The sequence below is a fragment of the Chitinophaga qingshengii genome (genome assembly GCF_014529935.1).
Taxonomy (GTDB): Bacteria; Bacteroidota; Bacteroidia; order Chitinophagales; family Chitinophagaceae; genus Chitinophaga; species Chitinophaga qingshengii.
Map to the genome: position 1 here is coordinate 2,130,856 of NZ_JACVFC010000001.1, position 20,967 is coordinate 2,151,822.

The 20,967-nt window shown below is 49.9% G+C and carries 20 protein-coding genes; 9 read left to right on the forward strand and 11 right to left on the reverse strand.

Annotated elements, in window-relative coordinates; translation table 11 throughout:
- Positions 1-35: 35 nt before the first annotated feature.
- The gene (locus ICL07_RS08075) at positions 36-974 is read right to left on the reverse strand and encodes an NAD-dependent epimerase/dehydratase family protein (protein ID WP_188087409.1); all 939 of its coding nucleotides are present in this window, start codon (positions 972-974) and stop codon (positions 36-38) included.
- Positions 975-1,226: 252 nt separating this feature from the next.
- Between ICL07_RS08075 and kdsA the strand changes: the two genes are divergently transcribed.
- Positions 1,227-2,048: a 3-deoxy-8-phosphooctulonate synthase gene (gene kdsA, locus ICL07_RS08080; protein ID WP_188087410.1), complete on the forward strand. Its 822-nt coding sequence runs from the start codon at positions 1,227-1,229 to the stop codon at positions 2,046-2,048.
- 71 nt (positions 2,049-2,119) lie between these two features.
- On the forward strand, positions 2,120-2,524 hold the full coding sequence (locus ICL07_RS08085) for a hypothetical protein (protein ID WP_188087411.1): 405 nt from the start codon (positions 2,120-2,122) through the stop codon (positions 2,522-2,524).
- Positions 2,525-3,012: 488 nt separating this feature from the next.
- On the opposite strand, the gene ICL07_RS08090 is transcribed toward ICL07_RS08085, so the two are convergent.
- The gene (locus ICL07_RS08090) at positions 3,013-3,234 is read right to left on the reverse strand and encodes a PspC domain-containing protein (RefSeq protein ID WP_188087412.1); all 222 of its coding nucleotides are present in this window, start codon (positions 3,232-3,234) and stop codon (positions 3,013-3,015) included.
- A 282-nt stretch (positions 3,235-3,516) separates the two neighbouring features.
- On the opposite strand from ICL07_RS08090, the gene ICL07_RS08095 reads away from it, so the two are divergent.
- The 3 genes from ICL07_RS08095 to ICL07_RS08105 all read left to right on the forward strand — a co-directional run bounded on the left by ICL07_RS08095 (position 3,517) and on the right by ICL07_RS08105 (position 7,110).
- The gene (locus ICL07_RS08095) at positions 3,517-5,787 is read left to right on the forward strand and encodes an aconitate hydratase (RefSeq protein WP_188087413.1); all 2,271 of its coding nucleotides are present in this window, start codon (positions 3,517-3,519) and stop codon (positions 5,785-5,787) included.
- A gap of 96 nt (positions 5,788-5,883) precedes the next feature.
- Positions 5,884-6,513, forward strand: a complete 630-nt coding sequence (locus ICL07_RS08100) for an HD domain-containing protein (protein ID WP_188087414.1) — start codon at positions 5,884-5,886, stop codon at positions 6,511-6,513.
- Between the two features lie 15 nt (positions 6,514-6,528).
- Positions 6,529-7,110, forward strand: coding sequence for an LOG family protein (locus ICL07_RS08105; protein ID WP_188087415.1), 582 nt, complete (start codon positions 6,529-6,531; stop codon positions 7,108-7,110).
- Positions 7,111-7,193: 83 nt separating this feature from the next.
- On the opposite strand, the gene ICL07_RS08110 is transcribed toward ICL07_RS08105, so the two are convergent.
- Both ICL07_RS08110 and ICL07_RS08115 read right to left on the reverse strand, forming a co-directional pair.
- Positions 7,194-8,282, reverse strand: coding sequence for a DUF4421 domain-containing protein (locus ICL07_RS08110; RefSeq protein WP_188087416.1), 1,089 nt, complete (start codon positions 8,280-8,282; stop codon positions 7,194-7,196).
- Between the two features lie 37 nt (positions 8,283-8,319).
- Positions 8,320-8,793, reverse strand: coding sequence for a metallophosphoesterase family protein (locus ICL07_RS08115; protein WP_281389451.1), 474 nt, complete (start codon positions 8,791-8,793; stop codon positions 8,320-8,322).
- A 64-nt stretch (positions 8,794-8,857) separates the two neighbouring features.
- Here ICL07_RS08115 and purU point away from each other — a divergent pair, with 64 nt between their 5' ends.
- Positions 8,858-9,724 (forward strand): formyltetrahydrofolate deformylase, encoded by an 867-nt coding sequence (gene purU, locus ICL07_RS08120; protein ID WP_188087418.1) that lies wholly within the window; start codon positions 8,858-8,860, stop codon positions 9,722-9,724.
- Positions 9,725-9,854: 130 nt separating this feature from the next.
- Here the strand turns inward: purU and ICL07_RS08125 are convergent, their stop codons facing one another.
- Positions 9,855-10,457, reverse strand: coding sequence for a hypothetical protein (locus tag ICL07_RS08125; protein ID WP_246484991.1), 603 nt, complete (start codon positions 10,455-10,457; stop codon positions 9,855-9,857).
- Between the two features lie 98 nt (positions 10,458-10,555).
- On the opposite strand from ICL07_RS08125, the gene ICL07_RS08130 reads away from it, so the two are divergent.
- Positions 10,556-11,374, forward strand: coding sequence for a CHAD domain-containing protein (locus ICL07_RS08130; protein WP_188087419.1), 819 nt, complete (start codon positions 10,556-10,558; stop codon positions 11,372-11,374).
- Positions 11,375-11,482: 108 nt separating this feature from the next.
- Here ICL07_RS08130 and hutG read toward each other — a convergent pair whose 3' ends face one another.
- From hutG to ICL07_RS08160, 6 genes are all read right to left on the reverse strand, one after another.
- Positions 11,483-12,487 carry a formimidoylglutamase gene (hutG, locus tag ICL07_RS08135; RefSeq protein ID WP_188087420.1) on the reverse strand — a complete coding sequence of 335 codons (1,005 nt, stop codon included), beginning with the start codon at positions 12,485-12,487 and terminating at the stop codon, positions 11,483-11,485.
- Between the two features lie 4 nt (positions 12,488-12,491).
- Positions 12,492-13,721 (reverse strand): imidazolonepropionase, encoded by a 1,230-nt coding sequence (hutI, locus tag ICL07_RS08140; RefSeq protein ID WP_188087421.1) that lies wholly within the window; start codon positions 13,719-13,721, stop codon positions 12,492-12,494.
- A gap of 113 nt (positions 13,722-13,834) precedes the next feature.
- On the reverse strand, positions 13,835-15,505 hold the full coding sequence (gene hutU, locus ICL07_RS08145; protein ID WP_188088851.1) for a urocanate hydratase: 1,671 nt from the start codon (positions 15,503-15,505) through the stop codon (positions 13,835-13,837).
- A complete protein-coding gene (gene hutH, locus ICL07_RS08150) occupies positions 15,483-17,051 on the reverse strand; it encodes a histidine ammonia-lyase (RefSeq protein WP_188087422.1) in 1,569 nt (522 codons plus the stop codon). Before hutH ends, hutU begins: the two co-directional genes overlap by 23 nt.
- Before the next feature lie 19 nt (positions 17,052-17,070).
- On the reverse strand, positions 17,071-17,583 hold the full coding sequence (locus ICL07_RS08155; protein WP_188087423.1) for a MarR family winged helix-turn-helix transcriptional regulator: 513 nt from the start codon (positions 17,581-17,583) through the stop codon (positions 17,071-17,073).
- A gap of 349 nt (positions 17,584-17,932) precedes the next feature.
- Positions 17,933-18,346 carry an SET domain-containing protein gene (locus ICL07_RS08160; protein ID WP_188087424.1) on the reverse strand — a complete coding sequence of 138 codons (414 nt, stop codon included), beginning with the start codon at positions 18,344-18,346 and terminating at the stop codon, positions 17,933-17,935.
- 166 nt (positions 18,347-18,512) lie between these two features.
- On the opposite strand from ICL07_RS08160, the gene ICL07_RS08165 reads away from it, so the two are divergent.
- Both ICL07_RS08165 and mgtE read left to right on the forward strand, forming a co-directional pair.
- Positions 18,513-19,388, forward strand: a complete 876-nt coding sequence (locus ICL07_RS08165) for a bestrophin family protein (protein ID WP_188087425.1) — start codon at positions 18,513-18,515, stop codon at positions 19,386-19,388.
- 59 nt (positions 19,389-19,447) lie between these two features.
- Positions 19,448-20,824, forward strand: a complete 1,377-nt coding sequence (gene mgtE, locus ICL07_RS08170; RefSeq protein WP_188087426.1) for a magnesium transporter — start codon at positions 19,448-19,450, stop codon at positions 20,822-20,824.
- Positions 20,825-20,967 lie beyond the last annotated feature (143 nt).

The following is a 20,967-nucleotide window of genomic DNA, read 5'->3' on the forward strand; positions in this document are numbered from 1 at the left end:
TATACTCAAATCAAACAATATATGCTAAGCTAAACTCAGATGTTTTTAAACATGTCCTCCGTCATCTTCGCCAGATCGTACTCATGTTTCCAGCCCCAGTCAGCACGGGCGAGGCTATCATCCATACTGTTTGGCCAGCCGTCAGCGATTTGCTGGCGGTAGTCCGGTTCGTATTGAATGGTGAAGGCAGGAATATGTTTTTTGATTTCTGCTGCTATCTCTTTTGGAGAGAAGCTCATGGCAGAAAGGTTATAAGCTGAGCGCACAGATATTTTGGAGGCATCGGCTTCCATCAGTTCGATGGTAGCGCGGATAGCATCCGGCATATACATCATGGGCAGATAGGTATTTTCCGACAGGAAGCTGGTATAAGTTTGATGTTCCTTGGCTTCATGGAAAATTTCCACGGCGTAATCGGTAGTACCGCCGCCGGGAGCGGATTTATAGCTGATGAGACCCGGATAACGCAGGCTTCTGACGTCTACGCCATAACGGTGATTATAGTATTCGCACCAGCGTTCGCCGGCAAATTTGCTGATACCGTAGATGGTAGTAGGTTCGATAATGGTATGCTGAGGGGTATCCTGCATCGGGGAATTGGGACCGAATACAGCGATAGAACTGGGCCAGTATACCTTATCGATATTTTCTTCCTTGGCAATATCCAGTACGTTCAGCAGGCTTTGCATGTTGATATGCCATGCCAGCAGCGGATTTTTTTCGCCGGTGGCAGACAGGATCGCTGCCAGCAGATATACCTGGGTGATGTTGTGGCGGATGATCAGCACATGCAACATCTCTTTGTTCATCACATCCAGCGATACATAGGGGCCTGTTCCTTTCAACAGCTCATGTTCTTCCCGCAGGTCAGATGCCACCACATTGGCATCGCCATACATTTTCCTTAACGCCAGGGTCAGCTCCACGCCTATTTGTCCACAGGCACCAATAACCAGGATCTTGTCTTTCTTCATATCAACAGAAATTGTAGCAATAATTTGAGAGCGTAATATTAACGGGTTCGCCGGTATTTTCGTTCCACTTATTCACGCGCATGACAATGCTATAACAATAAAAACTGCCCTGGGTGAACTTTCTGATTCGGGATTACAAAAGTATGACAATTTTAACTTTTCGTATAGGAGACAAGGGAGTAGAGAGGGGGCCGTTAATGCCGGGAAAGACTATCTTTGCAGGGCGATTAATGACCCAATAGTTATAAAATTATGAAGCATTTAAAATCATTGTTCAAAGAACAATACAATCCGGAAAACTTTTTCCTGATTGCAGGGCCCTGCGTAATAGAAGAAGAAGAGCTGCTGATGACGGTAGCAGAGAAGGTATCCGGTATCTGTAAACGTCTTGCGATTCCTTATGTATTCAAGGCTTCCTACCGGAAAGCCAACCGTACCAGTGTACATTCCTTCACCGGCATCGGTGATGTAGAAGGATTGGAGCTGTTACAGAAAATAGGTAAAACTTTTAACGTACCGGTTACCTCTGATATTCACTCCGCAGCCGAAGCCGCTATGGCAGCAGCTTACGTGGATGTGTTACAGATACCCGCCTTCCTTTGCCGGCAAACAGATATCCTGTTGGCTGCCGCAGAAACAGGCAAGGTAGTGAATGTAAAAAAAGGACAGTTCCTGAGTGGTGAATCCATGAAGTTTGCCGTGGAAAAAATCAAAGGAGCCGGCAATGAACAGATTATACTGACCGAAAGAGGTACCACCTTTGGTTACCAGGACCTGGTGGTTGACTATCGTAATATCCCGGTGATGAAACACCTGGGCCATCCGGTGGTGATGGACTGTACGCATTCCCTGCAGCAGCCTAACCAAACCAGCGGCGTTACCGGCGGTAATCCGCAGATGATCAGCACTATTGCCAAAGCGGCTATTGCCACCGGTGCTGACGGGCTGTTTATTGAAACACATCCGGACCCCGCCTGCGCAAAATCCGACGGCGCCAACATGCTCCGTCTCGATCTGCTGGAAGAACTGCTGGAAAAACTGGTAGAACTGCGGAAGGTAGCCGTGAAGTTGTAAGGTCACGCTTTCCCCTCTTGTTGTTTTAATTCGTTTTATGTAAATTCATACAACACTAAAAACAGCTCGATATGATCAGTTTACACCATTTAAAAGCCGGAGATACAGTGATTACCAGCTATGCAGGTGTAGAGAAACCGGGGAAAGTTTTACAGGTGGATCATGAGGAAAAAAAAGTGCTGGTGACCACCGACAACGACACGAATGAGTTCTGGTATGACCTTGACAACCTGTACTCCATTCCGTTGGATGAGGCAACTTTATTACGGTTGCAGTTCCATGTGGATACTGCCCAGTCGAATAGCAGCAGTAAACTGTATGTGAGAGGGCCGTTTTCTGTCCGCATATATGAAAATGGCAACCAACCGCTGTTGCAGTTGCATTATCGTGACGAGACCAGGAACCTGAACGCGCCCATTACGCTGAATGAGTTGCAGAACCATTATCATGGTATGACCAATTTCCACCTGGAATAGTTTTCAGGTGAAACATATACGACAAAGAGGATGTAGCCGGGGCTCCGGTTACATCCTCTTTGTCGTTATACTGGCTGTTATTGGCAGTAGTAGGATACTTTGTAGAAAGTACAGAGTTTAACACTGTCCGGCCGTGTATAGTCCATGTACACCGTGTCCGGTTTTCCCTATGGGTCATACTTGTATATATAGTCATTGTACGCCGCCAATTGTTTGACATAGGCAACGCCATTATCAGGGTAGATCCAGTATGAGGTCCCGGTGATTTCTACTATCAACTCCCCTGAAAACGCAATTTTGTGTGGCTCTTCGGGTGGGGGAAATGCAGGTGCGGGTGCATGATTGTTTTTGTTGGATTTACAGGCGGGTAAATAACAACAAAGCAGCGCCAGGCTGGTGGCTGCTAATAGTTTTTTTCATAGGTTGATAATCTAATACTGAAATTTTCAATATTAAATATAACCAATAAATTACGAATTTTAAAAAATCTACAAGTATCGTAAGGGGTTCCTCCGGCCGTTGAGGATGTAATTTTTCATGTTCATCCAGAAAGCGAGGATCATGTATACAATAACGGGCGAGCCCATGGTGAGGAAGGTGGCGTAGATGAAGAACAGGCGGATGCGGGAGGTGGCAATACCTAATTTACCACCGATGGCGCTGCAAACGCCAAAGGCCTTCCATTCCAAAAAATCTTTTATCCGGTTCATATATCAAATGTATCAAATTTCACTGGTAAAAACAATACTGGCCGTCACTGCCGTAATTTAACAGGGGTGCGGCCGGAGCGTTGCGGGGACTGGTTAGCATAAACAGGGCCTAAAAATTTAATATAACATTTTTTAACAATTCTTTTAGAGATGTGCGCCAATTTGCCCCGCTTGTTTTTGCGGGAAAATTATCCGTCCATCTTCAGTAATTAATTTAAAAACTTGTTGTTTTTAGTTAATTTTGCGTGCAATTTTTAACCGCTCTTAAATTATTTTTTTCCCATGGTGTTTGATATTGACATGATTAAAAAAGTGTATGCGGCACTACCGGGTAAAGTGGAAGCGACCCGTCAGCTGTTAGGCCGTCCGCTCACACTTGCCGAAAAGATTTTATACGCACACCTGTATGCACCAACTACCACGCCTTTTGAAAGAGGCAAATCCTACGTTGAATTTGCGCCGGACCGTGTAGCCATGCAGGATGCAACCGCTCAGATGGCGTTGCTCCAGTTTATGACTGCCGGCCGTGAAAAAGTTGCGGTTCCCTCCACAGTACACTGTGACCACCTGATACAAGCCAAAGTAGGCGCCACACAGGATTTGGCGGCTGCTGTTGACACTAATAAAGAAGTTTACGATTTCCTTTCTTCCATTTCTGACAAATACGGTATTGGTTTCTGGAAACCAGGTGCCGGTATCATTCACCAGGTAGTGCTGGAAAACTATGCATTCCCCGGCGGTATGATGATTGGTACCGACTCCCATACGCCTAATGCCGGCGGTCTGGGTATGCTGGCTATCGGTGTTGGCGGTGCTGACGCGGTAGACGTAATGGCCGGCCTTCCCTGGGAGCTGAAAATGCCGAAACTGATCGGTGTGAAGCTGACTGGTAAAATGAGTGGCTGGACTTCCGCCAAAGACGTTATCCTGAAAGTAGCGGGTATCCTGACTGTAAAAGGCGGTACCGGTGCGATCGTGGAATACTTCGGCGAAGGTGCAGACAGCCTGAGCGCCACCGGTAAAGGCACTATCTGTAACATGGGTGCTGAAATCGGTGCTACCTGCTCCGTATTTGCCTACGACAGCAAAATGGCCGACTACCTGAAAGTGACCAGCAGAGCAGAAGTTGCTGCCCTGGCCGATGCGGTGAAAGAACACCTGCGTCCGGACGCTGAAGTGTATGCAGATCCTAAAAAATACTACGACGAAGTAATCGAGATCAACCTGGATGAACTGGAACCTCATGTAAACGGTCCGTTCACACCGGATCTGGCATGGCCTATCTCCAAATTCGCCCAGGCTATCAAGGAAAACAACTGGCCTGAAAAGCTGGAAGTAGCCCTGATCGGTTCCTGCACCAACTCTTCCTACGAAGATATCTCCCGTTCTGCGTCTCTGGCTAAACAAGCCATCGACAAACAACTGGACATGAAATCTGAGTTCACCATCACCCCAGGTTCTGAACTGGTACGTTATACCATCGAAAGAGACGGCCTGCTGTCTACTTTCGACCAGGTTGGAGGTGTAGTACTGGCTAACGCCTGCGGTCCCTGCATCGGTCAATGGGCCCGTCACATCGACGATCCCAACCGTAAGAACTCTATCATCACTTCCTTCAACCGTAACTTCGCGAAAAGAAACGACGGCCTGGCTTCTACCCACGCATTCGTAGCTTCTCCTGAAATCGTGACAGCACTGGCTATTGCAGGTGACCTCACCTTTAACCCGCTGACTGACACCCTGAAAAACAAAAACGGTGAAGACGTGAAACTGGACGAACCAACCGGTTATGAACTGCCGGTGAAAGGTTTCGCGGTAGATGACGCTGGTTACCAGGCGCCTGCTGAAGATGGCAGCAAAGTACAGGTGATCGTATCTCCCACTTCCGACCGTCTGCAGCTGCTGGAAGCATTCCCTGCATGGGAAGGCACCGATCTGAAAGGTCTGAAACTGCTCATCAAAGCTAAAGGCAAATGTACCACAGACCACATCTCCATGGCCGGTCCATGGCTGAAATACCGCGGTCACCTGGATAACATCTCCAACAACATGCTGATCGGCGCGGTAAACGCGTTCAACGATAAAACAGATACCGTTAAGAACTCCCTCACCGGTGCATACGGTGCTGTTCCCGCTACCATGCGTGCTTACAAAGCTGCCGGTCTCGGTGCAGTAGTAGTAGGTGACGAAAACTACGGTGAAGGCTCCAGCCGCGAACACGCTGCGATGGAACCCCGCCACCTCGGCGTTCGTGCTATCCTGGTGAAATCTTTCGCCCGTATCCACGAAACCAACCTGAAAAAACAAGGTATGCTGGGTCTGACTTTCGCCAACAAAGAAGACTACGACAAAATCCAGGAAGACGATACCATCGATATCGTTGGCCTGACTACCTTCGCTCCAGGTAAACCACTCTCCGTGGTACTGCATCACAAAGATGGCAGCACCGACGAATTCGCTGTAAACCACACTTACAACGAACAACAGATCGAGTGGTTCAAAGCCGGCGGCGCCCTGAACGTAATCCGTGCAGAAGCAGCCAAAAACAAATAAGCATTCAACCCAACGTTGAATATATCATGTGGAAAACGGGCAGATCATTCTGCCCGTTTTTCTTTTTAAATTGCCCCAGGAAAAATACATCGCCATATGTCCATACCCGTTATCAGCGACACCTGGACCCAGCTGAATCACCTGTATACCACGGATACGCCCCTCGTTCAACAAACCCTCAGCGGTATGCTCGATGCGTATACCACTCCCCAACGACATTATCATAATCTTCAGCATATAACACACCTGCTGGCACTGCAACAGCAGTACGCCAGCCAGCTCCGGGAACCGGACGTAGTACAATACGCCATCTTCTTTCACGATGTCGTTTACGACGTATTACAACGCGACAACGAAGCACAAAGCGCCGTTGCCGCCACCCGCTACCTCCGGCAAACCAGCTTCCCGGCAGCCAAAACAGCGGCAGTAGAGGAATTTATTGTAGCTACCCAAACACATGTCAACACACTGCAGAACACGGACCTGGACTACTTCCTGGACTTCGACCTGCAGATACTGGGCGCCCCGGCAGAGGATTACCAGGCTTATGTACAGCAAATACGCCAGGAATACAGTGTCTACCCGGATATCATGTATCGTCCCGGCAGAAGAAAAGTATTACATCATTTTCTGGAGATGCCCGCCATTTACCGGACCCGTGATTTTCAACAACAATATGAAACGCAGGCCCGGCAAAACATACAGGCTGAACTGGATACTTTATAACGGAAACAAATGCATATGAAAAACATCGTCGTTTTTTGTGGTTCCAGCGCCGGCAGTGAACCGGTTTACATGGAACAAGCCCGCCAACTGGGCGCAATACTGGCCCAACGCGGCATCGGATTGGTGTATGGCGGAGCCAAAGTAGGCCTCATGGGCGCCGTAGCGGACGGCGCACTGCAGGCAGGCGGTAAAGTGACAGGCGTACTTCCCCACTTTCTGCAACAGAAAGAACTGGCGCATGCCGGTCTCACTGAGCTGATACTCGTTGACACCATGCATGAACGCAAAACCAAAATGAATGAACTGTCCGACGGCGTTATTGCGCTGCCCGGCGGTTTCGGTACCATGGAAGAATTGTTTGAAATGCTGACCTGGGGGCAATTGGGCCTGCATCGGAAACCCATTGGCATGCTCAATGTAAACGGCTTTTACGATCCGTTGCATCAGCTGTCGCAAGCCATGACAGACAAGGGGTTCCTTTCTGCTTCCAACCGGGATATGCTGCTGTACAGCGATCAAATTGAGGACTTATTAACCAGGATGGAGCAATACCAACCTGCTGAAAAGCCGAAGTGGATTACACCGGCGCAAAGTTAGGCACGCAAGAAGTAGAGACCAGAGCGGATTTGAGTTCACGCAAAGACGCTAAGCAGCAAAGAGGCAAAGGAGCTGCTTCTTTCTTACAGGTCCGCTGTTGGCGCGGCTGCTGCTTCCCTTGTTATGGAGCGGGTCCGCCACAACGGTTTCTTTAACGTAAAACGGCGGACCAGGCTCACGCGCAGATTACCCGTTCCAAAAGCCTGGTAGGTATGGGCTTCCGGCATTTTACTGCGGGTAGTCATGCCTACATAGTGCACGCCTGCGAAATAACGGCTGGAATTATACCCCAGCGACGCCCGTATGGTATTGCTGAACTGAAGTCCCACGCTATGGCTCACGGAGCCGTCATCATAATGTAAACCGGTTTTGGCCGCGCCCAGGCCGGTAGTGACCGAGATAGACAGGAAAAAATGCTGCCGGTACACAAACGTGTGTGCGTAACCGATATTGGCCGCCAGGCTGGCTATACCGCTTTTATAATAGTGTTGTTCCCGCAGGAAGGTAGTATCCGCGATATTGTAGGGCACCAGGGAAGAATCTCCCTTAATATTCGCCAGAAAAAATTCACCTCCCACAATAAAAGACCCTGCACTTTTTTTCTGATATTCATTTTGCAGGTTGGGCGCCCGGTAAGAGAATCGTTTATCATTAAAAATATACTGGACATTCAGGCCCAGTCCCCTGTTGCGGATATCGGGGCGCTGGGGATAAGGATTCTGCCTGGCATATTCTTTTCCGAATACTTTCTCCGGATTAGCGATATAATACCCTTTATAACTCTGTCCATAGAAATCCACCACCAGCTTCCGCAGGTAGATATGCGACTGCAGGTCGATATACCGGGTATTGCCGAACCGTTCATTATGCCGGTTGATAAAGGGGAAATTAAACCCCAGGTTGATGCCGATAAAGCGGTAGTTGGCCCCTACACCTATGTTGAAGGGGGTATTGGGCCGGTATAATATATCTTTCTTTTGTTTTCTGTCGATGATATCGTAGCTGGTGTACTTACGTGAGCCATACAGGCGGAAGGTGATATCTTCCGTATGATCTTCTATATAAGCGGTATCATTCTCCGTTTGCAGCCACTTTCCGAATTTGCCCTGGGCTGCTGCGCTGATACTGCTTCCACATACAATTGCCAGTGTTACTAAAGTGCGTTTGGTCATAAGCGTTATTTGCGGTTGAAAATGCCCCTCACCGGACTTATTTGGGCAATTCAATGACTTCCAGTTGTTCAATCCGGCCTTCATTGAGCTGAAACCGGAGTAAGGTTTTTACCTTATGCCATCCTTGCTGGCCACAGGCGCCCGGATTCATATGTAACAATTGCAGTGCCGGGTCGGGCATCACTTTTAAAATATGCGAATGCCCACAGATAAAGAGTTTAGGCGGATCTTTTTTCAGTATCTCACGGATACCGGGGGTATATTTCCCCGGATAGCCGCCAATATGGGTCATTAACACCGCTACACCCTCCACGGTAAAGCGGAGTGTTTCGGGGTAACGGATACGGATATCCGCCCCATCGATGTTGCCATAAACAGCCCTGAAAGGTTTAAATGCCTCCAGCTGGTCAGCCAGTTCTACATTGCCGATATCTCCCGCATGCCATATCTCATCTACCCCTTCGAAGTATTTAAACACCTGCGGATGCAAATAGCTGTGCGTATCCGACATTAACCCGATTTTTTTCAACGGAATTACTTTATAGCTTTATATGATTATTTTTTACTTTAGATCTATGCAAAACTCCCCTGTACAAACGATCGCCTGCCTGTTGATTTGCTGTCCTGACCGGCCTGGTATTGTTGCCGGCGTATCTATGTTTTTTTTTCAACTCGGTGCAAATATACTCGATGCGAGTCAACACAGTACCGATCCGCGCGAAGGATTGTTTTTCATGCGGATGGAGATACAACTTGATATTACTGACAGAGCCGCACTGGAACAGGATTTCCAGGAAAAAGTAGCCACTCCCCTTTCTATGGATTGGCAGCTTCATTACAGCGATCAGCGTAAAAAGATGGCCATCATGGTATCTTCCTATGATCATTGCCTGATGGAGCTGCTGTGGCGCTGGCGCAACGGCGAGCTGGCAGTAGACATCCCGCTGGTCATTTCCAATCACACCCTGCTGGAAAAAGAATGCACTGCCCTGGGTATTCCATTCCATTATCTCCCCGTTAATGCCGGCAATAAAGCCCAACAGGAACAAACCACTATCGGGCTGTTGCAGGAACACCAGGTAGATTTTACCGTACTGGCCCGTTATATGCAGATCCTGTCGCCCCGCTTTGTAGGGTTGTATCCCCAGCGGATTATCAACATACATCACTCCTTTTTACCCGCCTTCGCCGGCGCCCGGCCTTACCTCAACGCCTATACGCGGGGAGTAAAGCTCATCGGCGCCACCGCCCACTATGTCACCAACGAACTGGACGAAGGCCCTATCATTGAGCAGGATGTTGCCCGTGTGAGCCACAAACACTCCGTTGACGATCTCGTGATGCTGGGCCGGGATATAGAACGGCAGGTACTGACCCGTGCTGTAAAGGCGCATATTGAGAATAGGGTGATTGTGCACGGGAATAAAACAATCGTCTTCTAACCGCAGGGCTAAGGGCTTCGCTGATCAGCGGGATTTAAGCGAATATCATTTCCGGGGATGAAACCCGGGGCTAATAAAAAATCCCCGTTGATAACAGTATCAGCAGGGATTTTTTTATGCTCGTTACAGCTTAGTGTTTATCTATAAACCTGGCCATTTTCTTTCCTGAAATAGCATATGCTTCCTTGATCCGTTCACCGGTATCGAAGTCCATACCCATGGCTACTCTGCCAGGGGCGTTATCCAGGGATATGGTGGCGATGGTTTTACTTTTATTGGCTGTTTCCACAATGCGTATTTCAGCATCGATGTAGGCGTTTTTACGCATCACGCCTACGTTGAAACCCGGCTCAACAAAAGTAGTATGAAAAATCAGGGTGTATTTGGCGTTGGCATAGTCGCCCACTTTAGTATCATCGCTGTTATCGTTAAAGAGTCTTTCGAAGCTGGGTTCAAAGCGGTCCTTACGATCATTTTTCCAGGCTTTGGCCCAGGTATCGCCTTTACCGGACTCTTTCTGGTTGTATTCAGTCGTTTTTTTCTGTACGTAATCCGCTTCATTATCGAACTTACCTACCTTGAGTTGATCATAGGTAAATTCAACATTCAGCTGTTTTTCATTTTTCAATGCGGACAGGTCGCCATCCACCAGTTTAATTTTCTGCGCCATAGCGGGGACGCCTGCTGCGAGTAGCCATGCCACTGCCGCCATTTTAGGAATTAATTTCATCATAGGTGATTTTCGGCAAAGCTATGAAAAGGGGAAAAGCAGACCGTACGTATTTATACCTATTTTTCCGGCGTTCCTCTTTTTAGGTTAACTTTAATACAATGCTGAAAAACATTCTGCACGAGTACCTGGAGGCCGCCTGCGCCACTATTGTGACCGCGTTTGAGCAGCTCCCTCACCCCTCCCGCCGGCAACAAGCTATTCATGCGCTGCGGGTGGGGAGTAAGAAAGTCCGGGCCCTACTGGCCGTAGCAGCCGAAATACCCGGCTATCAGCTAAAAACCGGCTCCTATCTGCGGGCACTTAAGCTGTTGCAAAACGTCGGCGGCATCTCCCGCGATACCCGTTTACAGGAACATTTCCTTACACAGCATGAAAAGACCATCGGCTGGCGTTTTTCCATCGCGCATTTGCTGTTAAAAACCCGGCTGGCTACGGCAGATGCTGCACTGGATGCATCGGTACAACGCCTTTCTGTTAAAAAACTAGCCAAACTACCCCATGCTTTCAAAGAAGCCATAGCAGACATTGATGAGGACGCCGCCATTGACGCCATCACGGACCACATGGCTACTGTGTACAGGGAAACTACTTTACCGGAAAGTAAAGCCCCTGCCGCCGCCTGGCATGAGCTCCGGAAGCGGATGAAACAGTTATATTATCAACTCAGTATCCTCACCCAATTACCGCATCATACACACCGGCACCGGGAACAGTTACGCCATACCAAAAAAGCCGGTGAATTATTGGGCCAATGGCATGATGCCAGCGAGTTATTGGTGTTCGTGAAAGAAACGGCAGCACATGTCAGAAGGGAAAAAATTCCGCTGCCCGAACAGGTTTCACAGCTGATAAAGCTGCTACAAAGAGAGACGAAGGAAAAGCTGGCAGAAAGCGTGAAACATTTACGGATTTTTTGATTTACGAATTTTGAAATTTAAAAATGCAGCGGAGAACATGTTATATGATGTAATCTTCGCTGCATTTTTAAATTTCAAAATTCGTAAATCAAAAAATCCGTAAATGTTCTATTCTTCTTCTCCGCAGTAAGCCATCAACGTTTCAAAGATGATAGCAGCGCCCAGTTTGGCTGTGCGGTTATCCTGATCGAGCGCGGGATTCAGTTCCGCCACGTCCACGCCCCGTACTTTTCCGCTATGCAGGATAGCCCTGTAACACTGCAGGAACATACCACCCGGCAAGATTCCGTTGCAGGCAGCAGCACTTACACCTGGCGCAAAAGCAGCTGCAAATACGTCCAGGCAGGTAGTCAGGTATACGTGGTCTACCTGGCTGAGGAAATGTTGTATGGCAGCCAGGAGTGTGTCTTTATCATTAAGATGGAAGGCATCGGCGCCTACATAGGTAGCCCCTTCTTCACCGGCGATATTAAAGAGCTGGCGGGTATTACCGTTTTTCTGGATGCCGAGGGCGAGATACTGAAATGTTTCTTTGCTGTGTTTGCAGTCCTGCGCCAGTTGCCAGAAGCCGGTGCCGGAGCTGGGGCCTTCTTCACCCGGCACACGGATATCGAAGTGAGCATCGAAATTGATCAGTCCCAGGGTTCCCTTTTGCTGTATGAATTTGCGGATACCACTGGCATGGCCATACGTAATTTCATGACCACCGCCCAGCAGTACGGGCAGGTAACCGGCCATCAGAATAGCTTGCACCGCTTCGCTGAGTACCAGCTGCGCTTCTTCCAGGGCGGTATCCACGCAAACGATATCACCGGCATCGAAGACGACTGCGTTTTCCGTGAAGTGAGCGGGGAAGTTGGCAATGGCCTTTCTCAGGGCGCCAGGGCCTTCAGCAGCGCCGATACGGCCTTTATTGCGGCGCACCCCTTCATCGCAGGCAAAGCCCAGGAATACGACCCCTTTCCGCCCTTTTTGCAGCGGTGGCAGCGGCGCCTGTAACAGGTCCACCGTGCGGATTACCTGATGCCAGCGCAGCAGGTCGGTTTCAGTACCATCGATACGGCCGGTCCACACGCTGGCCGCCGTTGGCCGGTAACTATCCTTTGTTATCATAAGTTTATTGAACTAATTCGCCTTTTTTCCACACCATCGCCGGTTTCATTTTACCCTGGTAATACAGGATATCCCTGAAATCGGCGGTGGGGTATGCTTGCATATCGGCGGCAAAACCAGGCTGCAGCTGACCGGCATCTTTTAATTGCAGTGCCGGTGCGGCCCTGTAAGTTAAAGCTGCCAATACTTCAGCTGTTGACAGTTTCTCCGCGGCACTCATGACCGCGCCCTGTATCAGGAGATCGCCCATAGGCGCAGATCCCGGGTTCCAGTCGCTCGCAATGGCCACCGATGCACCAGCATTCAGCAATCTGCGTGCCGGGGCATAATGCATCCCCAAACCCAGGGAAGCACCTGGCAGTACTACCGCCACGGTGTCAGACTTGGCCAGCAGCTCAATTTCCTGGTCGCTGCTCGCTTCCAGGTGATCGGCCGACAAAGCGCCGGCAGCTACGGCTACCGCTGCGCCGCCCGCGCTGAACTGGTCTGCATGCACCGTAACCGCAAATCCCTGTTGACGGGCTTTTTCCAGGTACCACAGCGCTGCCTTGGCGGAGAAAGCTGTTTCTTCAATGAAGATATCCACACGGTCTGTCAGTGATGCCGCTTTCAGCATGGGCAACAATTCATCGAGCGCCCATTGCAGGTATTCTTCTTCCGTACCGGAAAAATCGCGCGGTTTCATGTGTGCCGCCAGGCAGGTAGGTACCAGCGTAGCAGCGGTATGTAAGGATGCCTGCTGAATAGCCCGCAACATTTTCACTTCACTTTCAAAGTCAAGACCATAGCCGCTTTTCACTTCTATGGTGGTCACCCCTTCCTTCAGGTGGCGGTTGGCCCTGCCCACCGTATTCTCTACCAGGGTAACGAGATCGGCTACACGTGTTTTAGTGACCGAATCCCAGATACCGCCACCGGCACGGGCAATCTCCAGGTAACTTTTACCGGCTATACGCATCGCATAATCGCGGCTACGGTTACCGTCATAACAGATATGGGTATGGCAATCGATAAAGCCCGGCAGTAATACCATCGGTTTATCAATGAAGGCTACCTCACAATCCGGATGTTCCTGTAACAACTCCTTGTAGGGAGCGATGGCCACAATCTTTCCCTGGCTTAACACCACGCCGCCTTTTTCAATAACGGTCAGCTGTTCATCCTGCAATGTACCTTTCAGCGATAAGCCGCTCAGGGGAAGGATTTGCGAGAAAGGACCGAGTAATATTTTCATGGTGATTTTATTAATCATGAAATTTTCGAATTTTTTGATTTACGATTTTGTGGTTTGAATAATGCCAGGCATTCTCCAAATCAAAAAATCGTAAATCAAAAAATCCCTAAATTCTATATGTTTATGCCGAATTTCTCTCCGCACTGCTGTGCTATTTCGTAGCCAGCATCCGCATGGCGGAAGATACCCATAGCCGGATCGTTGAACAATACCCGGCTGAGGCAGGCCGCTGCGCGGTCTGTTCCATCGGCCAGTACGACCATACCGGCATGTTGGGAATAACCCATGCCTACGCCGCCGCCGTGGTGGAAAGATACCCAGGTAGCGCCACCGCCGGTATTCGCCATCAGGTTGAGCAGCGTCCAGTCGCTTACCGCGTCGGAGCCATCTTTCATGGCTTCTGTTTCCCTGTTGGGAGAAGCAACGGAACCGCAATCGAGGTGATCGCGGCCAATTACGATCGGCGCTTTCACTTTACCGGTTCTCACCAGTTCATTAAAGATCAGCCCTGCTTTTTCCCTTTCACCCAAACCCAGCCAGCAAATACGGGCCGGCAATCCCTGGAAGGCCACTTTTTCCTGCGCTTGTTTAAGCCAGTTGATCAGGTGGGTGTTTTCCGGGAAAGCCTCCATCAGTGCGCGGTCGGTGGTATAGATATCTTCCGGATCACCGGAGAGGGCTACCCAGCGGAAGGGACCTTTACCTTCACAGAAAAGCGGACGTATATACGCCGGCGTGAAACCGGGGAAATTAAAGGCATTGGGTTCACCGCCTTCCTTCGCAAACTCACGGAGGTTATTGCCATAATCGAAAGTCACCGCGCCTTTTTGTTGCATCGCCAGCATAAAACCTACGTGGCGGGCCATGCTTTTAAGCGACAGTTCACGGTAACGGGCAGGATCTTTCTTACGCAGTTCCAGTGCGGCTTCCAGCGTCATGCCATTGGGAACGTAGCCGTTGATCGGATCGTGTGCGGAAGTTTGATCGGTGAGTACATCGGGGATGATATTGTCTTTCAGCAGGCGTTCCAGCATATCGCCGGCATCGCTCACCAGGCCTATAGACAGCGGCTGCCCTTTCGCCACGGCTTCTTTGGCCCAGGCAACAGCTTCTTCGTAAGAGTAGGTCATCCGGTCGATGTAGCGGGTATCGATACGTTTCTGTATACGGGTAGGATCGATGTCGGCAGCGAGCATCACGCCGCCGGCCATAGTAGCCGCCAGTGGCTGGGCGCCACCCATACCGCCGATACCGGCCGTAACAATCAGTTTGCCGGCGAGGTTTCCACCAAAATGCTGACGGCCGCACTCCATAAAGGTTTCGTAGGTTCCCTGCAGAATGCCTTGCGTGCCGATGTAGATCCAGCTGCCGGCAGTCATCTGACCGTACATCATCAGGCCTTTGGCGCGCAGTTCATTGAAATGCTCCCAGGTAGCCCATTTGGGCACCAGGTTGCTGTTAGCCAGCATCACGCGGGGCGCTTGCGGGTGGGTACGCACAATACCGACCGGTTTACCGGATTGCACCAGCAGTGAATGGTCTTCATCCAGTTCCAGCAGGTTTTTCACAATTTTTTCCAGGGCTTCGCGGTTGCGGGCAGCCTGGCCAATACCGCCATACACCACCAGTTCATCGGGGTTTTCGGCTACTTCGGCGTCGAGGTTGTTGAGCAACATACGCAGCGGAGCTTCCGTCTGCCAGGATTTAGCATGCAGCTGTGTGCCGCGGGGTGCTTTATAGTGCGGGTGTGCCGCGTATTGTTTAATAAAGTCCAAACTGGTCATGGTAGATGCCATTTAAAGGTAATTGATGTTGTGCTGCGGCTTCGTTGGCTACGCGCACAAGAGACTGGTCCGTGATGATTTGGTGTAATGCTTCAATATCATAAGCGAAAATGCGGTCTTTGTGGGCAAAGCTCACTTTCCCGCGGGTATAACGGTGTACCGCTTCCAGGATGGGGCCGGATTTAAGCGGCCGGCGGAAATCCACGGCCTGGGCAGCATAGAGCAGTTCTATCGCCAGGATGTATTCCAGGTTACCGATGACCTGGTTGAGTTTACGGCCGCTGATAGAACCCATGGATACGTGGTCTTCCTGTCCGAGGGAAGTAGGCACGCTATCGGCGCTGGCAGGGAAACAGAGGGTTTTGTTTTCTGTTACCAGTGCGGCAGTGGTGTATTGCGGGATCATGAAACCGGAGTTGAGGCCGGCATCTTCGATGAGTAATTTAGGCAGGCCATATCTTCCTTCAATCATCATGTAGCTGCGTCTGTCGGAGATATTTCCCAGTTCCGCCGCCGCTACGGTAGCGTAGTCCAGCGGCAGTGCCATTGGCTGGCCGTGGAAGTTACCGCCACTGATCGTATCTGTATCGCTGAAGATGATAGGGTTGTCCGTCACCGCATTGAGCTCAATGGTAGTGAGTTCCAGCAGGTGCAGCCAGGCGGTGCGGGAAGCGCCGTGTACCTGTGGCATACAGCGGAGGGAGTAAGGGTCCTGTACCCGGCCACAGTCCACATGGGAGGCCATGATTTCGGAGTTGTCCAACATGGTTTTAAGGCGATGCGCCACCAGCTGGTTACCTGCGAAGGGACGGATAGCATGTAAACGCGGATCGAAAGGTTTGTGGGTACCCATGAGTCCTTCGAGGGAGAGCGCACCGATGATGTCTGCCGCTTCCAGGGCGTTGTACAGGCGTTGCACGGCTTTTACTGCGAAGGAGAGAATAAACTGGGTACCATTGATCAGCGCCAGTCCTTCTTTAGGGCCCAGTACTACCGGTTGTATGCCTTCCTGTTGTAGTACCGCTTCCATGGTAGTCACCTGGCCCTTGTACCATACTTTTCCGAGGCCGATCAGCGGCAGGAAAAGGTGCGACAGTGGCGCGAGGTCGCCGGAAGCGCCCACAGAGCCTTTCTCCGGCACCAGCGGGGTGACGTTGTTTTCGATATGCCAGATGATACGTTCCAGTGTGGACAGCGCCGCGCCGGAGTATCCCTGGGCCAGTGCATGCACTTTGGTGATGAGCATGATACGGGCGATCTCTTCGGGGATGGGATTACCTACGCCTACGCTATGGCTTTGCAGGATATTGTACTGCAGGGCGCGGGTATCTTCTTCCGAAATTTTGGTATCGCACAACGGGCCGAAGCCGGTATTGATACCATAAACCGTGGTATGCTGCGATACGATTGTTTGTACGTATCCGTTGCTGGTATTGACTTTTGCGATAACGTCCGGTGTGAGGACACCTTTCGTTTTGCCGGCGGCAATGTCGAGCACCACGCCTACCGTCAGTTGGTCGATACCGTATTTAAAAATATTACTCATGGGTAGTTTGATTTATAGATCAGGATTGTCTGGTGTATGATAAATCGTGTTGTTGCAGGGATTTGACTACTCTTTCCGAGAGTGGTTGTTGCTGAACGGCCTGTTCTACCTGGGCGATAGCTGCCAGCAGTTGCTGGCTTTGTTTATTTTCCGTGACCAGTTCTTCCATCGCTACCGAAATTGCCTGCCAGATGGGTTGTATCTGTTGCAGCATGTCCGTACCTTTTTTGGTGAATGCCACCAGTTGGCGGCGGCCATCATCTTTACAGGGCGTGGTTTTCAGCAGTCCCTTTTTACGGAGGTTGGTCACCATCTGGCTGACCGCGGAGTGGGATATTTCCAGTTGTGCCGCGATGTCGATGATGGGCATGGGTTGCTGGTTGGCCAGCAGGTAAAACACGGGAAACCAGCTGGCATCGAAGGGGATACCGGCTTGTTCATATACCTTGTTGACTTCCATCAGGAAGTATTCGCTGAGGCGGCGCAGGCGGCTGCCGAAGACAAGGTATCCGAGTGAAGGGTAAAAACTCATATCGGTTTACGGATTTTTTGATTTACGGATTTACGGATTTTAAATCCGTTTAAACCCCGGCTGACCTGAGTTATATAAGCGCTTATATATTTATCTTAAAAAAGATGATAAACGGGCGGAGAGCAGCCTAAGGAGGTCATCCGCGGTTATCATCAACATATAATCATCAGCATATAGCCATCTTCCTGCAATCATCTTCCCGGAAAAAAATTCGGGTAGAAGCAACAAATTATATAAGCACTTATACAATATTAGGAAAAAATTACCAGGCACCAAGGGATTCCGGAAATTTTTCTGACAGATGAGCTCCGGGGGAGTCCTGGAGTTCATCTGATCAGTTCCGGTATCCTTATTTGGATTTCTCCTGGTTTTCCTTATTACGTTTCATATCAAACCAAACGGGGGAAGTGTCTTCCACATCGCCGTTATAGTTGATAAAGAGTTCCTCTCCCCTTTTGATTTCGCGGCGGGTGATGATGCTCATGGTTTCGGCATCAAAATCCATTTCGTATTCACAATTGGGATTGTAGTCGTGGTTGTAAATGGAGCAGAACCCGAGCGCAATGCAGGAGCGGGTTTCCCGAGCGCCCCAGAGGAAAATGTAATTATGGAGTTTGGTGGTATCCACCGTCTCCGTATCGTCGTGAGACAGGACCAGCACAGGTGAAGTTTCGATCCGGGTACCGGCGGGTATCCTTTCTTTGGTGTACACGCCGCGGCCTCTTCCCTTTGACTTATCGATATACAAGTATGGCTTTATCATAGCACTTATGAAATAAAAGAAGGCGTAAAGTAAAGTTAAAGCAAGAAGTTATCAAAATCATGTTGAAAAATTTTAGGTTTGCGGCCCGATTAATTTGATTATTTGGTTATTTGATTATTGAGAGGCTTCTCTAAATATTCAAATATCAAAATAAAAAAATAGTAAAATGATCAACTACAACCCGAAGGACTGGTTTACCTTTATTTTCCGTATCCACAAAGCGGATACGGTGCGGAAGCTCTTTCCCATGTTTATTGCTTTAGCCATTTATTCCGCTATTGTAGCCTGGCTGGAGCTGTCTTACTGGAAACTGTCCGCCAACAGTGAACTCAAAAACATTTCCCTGATGCATGGCTTGCTGGGATTTGTGATTTCCCTGCTACTTGTATTCCGCACCAACACTGCCTATGACCGCTGGTGGGAAGGGCGTCGCCTGTGGGGCACGCTGGTCAACAGCAGCCGCAACCTCTCCATCAAACTACAGGCGATGTTACCGGCAGGTAATACCGAAGCCCGGGCCTTCTTCCGGGTAATGATCCCCAACTATGCCTTTGGCCTGAAAAACCACCTGCGCAGCATTTACAAGTCAGAAGAAATGGAAGCCCTGCCTGCGGGCCAGGCGCCGCTGGACCTCGACAAGCACATTCCCAACCAGCTGGCTACCCGGATTATGCAAAAGGTGGCAGAACTTAACCGCGACGGGCAGTTGACCGGTGAGCAGCTGATTGTGCTCAACAACGAGTTACAGGCCTTTACCGAAGTATGCGGCGCCTGCGAACGGATCAAAACCACCCCTATCCCTTTCAGTTACAGCGTTTTCATCAAAAAATTCATCTTCTTCTATATCATGACCATGCCCTTTGGCTATGTATTTAGCCTGGGTTACCTGATTATCCCCATGGTCGTATTCATCTTTTTTGTACTGGCCAGCCTTGAGCTGATCGCGGAAGAAATTGAGGATCCGTTTGGCCTGGATGCCAACGACCTGCCTACCGATACTATTTGCGCTAATATCCGTAAACACGTCGGAGAATTATTATAGTGATAACCCCGGAGGCGTTTTATTTTAACTTATTTTCGCGCATAGAGTCAAATTAGTACATGGAAAATGAAGCATTGCTGGAGAAATTTGGCACACTGAAGAAAGAAAAGAACTACCGTGAGCTCTCAGTGTACCTGGATGACCAGTTAATTACGGACATAGCGGAGTTGATCCATGATGACCCTGACAATGCAGGCATCATTATCAATCAACTGTCGATCTCCCGGGCGGCAGCGGCTTTCCGTATCCTGGACTTTCCCCTGCAGGAAGATGTGATCCGGGCGCTGGCCCCTGCCAAGATTGCCGAGTTGATGAACGAACTCCCTGCCGATGACCGTACCGCCTTCCTGGAAGAACTGCCCAGCGAAGCGGTAAAAGAGCTGATTAAACTGCTGGACCCCGAAGAACGGCGTATCACCCTTTCCCTGCTGGGCTATCCCGAAAACAGCGTAGGGCGTATCATGACGCCCGATTATATCGCTGTTCGCGAGGAATGGACCGTAAAACAGGTACTGGACTATATCCGGGAACATGGCAAAGACAGTGAGACCATCGACGTGATCTACGTTATTGACGAACGGGGCCATCTGCTGGACGACTTCCGTATCCGTGAATTCCTGCTGGTAGCCCCCGACACCGTGGTACATACCCTGATGGACGACCGTTTTGTATCCCTGCATGCCAACGACGACCAGGAAGAAGCCATCCAGGTATTCCGGATGGAAAACCGTGTAGCGCTGCCCGTAGTAGACGACCACGGCATCCTGCTGGGTATTGTAACCATCGATGATATGTTGTGGATCGCCAATGAAGAACATACCGAGGATATCCAGAAGATCGGTGGTACCGAAGCCCTGGACGAACCTTACCTGGATATGCCCCTGCTGAAGCTGGTCAAAAAGCGTGTAGGCTGGCTGGTAGTGCTGTTTATCGGCGAAATGCTGACTGCCACCGCCATGGGCTTTTTTGAAAATGAGATTGCCAAAGCCGTTGTACTGGCCCTGTTTGTACCCCTGATCATTTCCAGCGGTGGTAACAGCGGTTCCCAGGCATCAACCCTTATCATACAGGCCATGGCCCTGGGTGAAATCACCATCAGCGACTGGTGGCGCGTGATGCGCCGGGAAATCATCTCCGGTCTGCTGCTGGGCAGCGTACTGGGATGTATCGGTTTTGTCCGTATCCTGCTGTGGAACGGCCTTTTCCATACCTACGGCGAACACAGCGTACTCATTGGCGCTACCGTAGGCGTTTCCCTGGTAGGCGTAGTATTATGGGGTACCCTTTCAGGCTCCATGCTGCCGATTATCCTGAAAAAAGCCGGCGCCGACCCCGCTACCTCCTCAGCACCGTTTGTGGCTACGCTGGTGGATGTAACGGGATTACTGATTTATTTCTCCGTGGCGTTTACGTTTATGCGAGGCATCTTGCTATAGCTTTACGCAAAGGCGCAAAGCAGCAAAGAGCACAAAGGTTATTTGAGCGAATATTAAGAAAGCAAAGGAGCGAGGATCAACAGTGATCTTCGCTCCTTTGCTTTCTTAGTTAAACTCAGCAAAAAATCTTTGCGCTCTTTGCT

Coding starts and splice junctions, on each gene's coding strand:
- ICL07_RS08075 (WP_188087409.1), bottom strand. CDS start 974: ATGAAGAAAGACAAGATCCTGGTTATTGGTGCCTGTGGACAAATAGGC.
- kdsA (WP_188087410.1), top strand. CDS start 1,227: ATGAAGCATTTAAAATCATTGTTCAAAGAACAATACAATCCGGAAAAC.
- ICL07_RS08085 (WP_188087411.1), top strand. CDS start 2,120: ATGATCAGTTTACACCATTTAAAAGCCGGAGATACAGTGATTACCAGC.
- ICL07_RS08090 (WP_188087412.1), bottom strand. CDS start 3,234: ATGAACCGGATAAAAGATTTTTTGGAATGGAAGGCCTTTGGCGTTTGC.
- ICL07_RS08095 (WP_188087413.1), top strand. CDS start 3,517: ATGGTGTTTGATATTGACATGATTAAAAAAGTGTATGCGGCACTACCG.
- ICL07_RS08100 (WP_188087414.1), top strand. CDS start 5,884: ATGTCCATACCCGTTATCAGCGACACCTGGACCCAGCTGAATCACCTG.
- ICL07_RS08105 (WP_188087415.1), top strand. CDS start 6,529: ATGAAAAACATCGTCGTTTTTTGTGGTTCCAGCGCCGGCAGTGAACCG.
- ICL07_RS08110 (WP_188087416.1), bottom strand. CDS start 8,282: ATGACCAAACGCACTTTAGTAACACTGGCAATTGTATGTGGAAGCAGT.
- ICL07_RS08115 (WP_281389451.1), bottom strand. CDS start 8,793: ATGTCGGATACGCACAGCTATTTGCATCCGCAGGTGTTTAAATACTTC.
- purU (WP_188087418.1), top strand. CDS start 8,858: ATGCAAAACTCCCCTGTACAAACGATCGCCTGCCTGTTGATTTGCTGT.
- ICL07_RS08125 (WP_246484991.1), bottom strand. CDS start 10,457: ATGATGAAATTAATTCCTAAAATGGCGGCAGTGGCATGGCTACTCGCA.
- ICL07_RS08130 (WP_188087419.1), top strand. CDS start 10,556: ATGCTGAAAAACATTCTGCACGAGTACCTGGAGGCCGCCTGCGCCACT.
- hutG (WP_188087420.1), bottom strand. CDS start 12,487: ATGATAACAAAGGATAGTTACCGGCCAACGGCGGCCAGCGTGTGGACC.
- hutI (WP_188087421.1), bottom strand. CDS start 13,721: ATGAAAATATTACTCGGTCCTTTCTCGCAAATCCTTCCCCTGAGCGGC.
- hutU (WP_188088851.1), bottom strand. CDS start 15,505: ATGACCAGTTTGGACTTTATTAAACAATACGCGGCACACCCGCACTAT.
- hutH (WP_188087422.1), bottom strand. CDS start 17,051: ATGAGTAATATTTTTAAATACGGTATCGACCAACTGACGGTAGGCGTG.
- ICL07_RS08155 (WP_188087423.1), bottom strand. CDS start 17,583: ATGAGTTTTTACCCTTCACTCGGATACCTTGTCTTCGGCAGCCGCCTG.
- ICL07_RS08160 (WP_188087424.1), bottom strand. CDS start 18,346: ATGATAAAGCCATACTTGTATATCGATAAGTCAAAGGGAAGAGGCCGC.
- ICL07_RS08165 (WP_188087425.1), top strand. CDS start 18,513: ATGATCAACTACAACCCGAAGGACTGGTTTACCTTTATTTTCCGTATC.
- mgtE (WP_188087426.1), top strand. CDS start 19,448: ATGGAAAATGAAGCATTGCTGGAGAAATTTGGCACACTGAAGAAAGAA.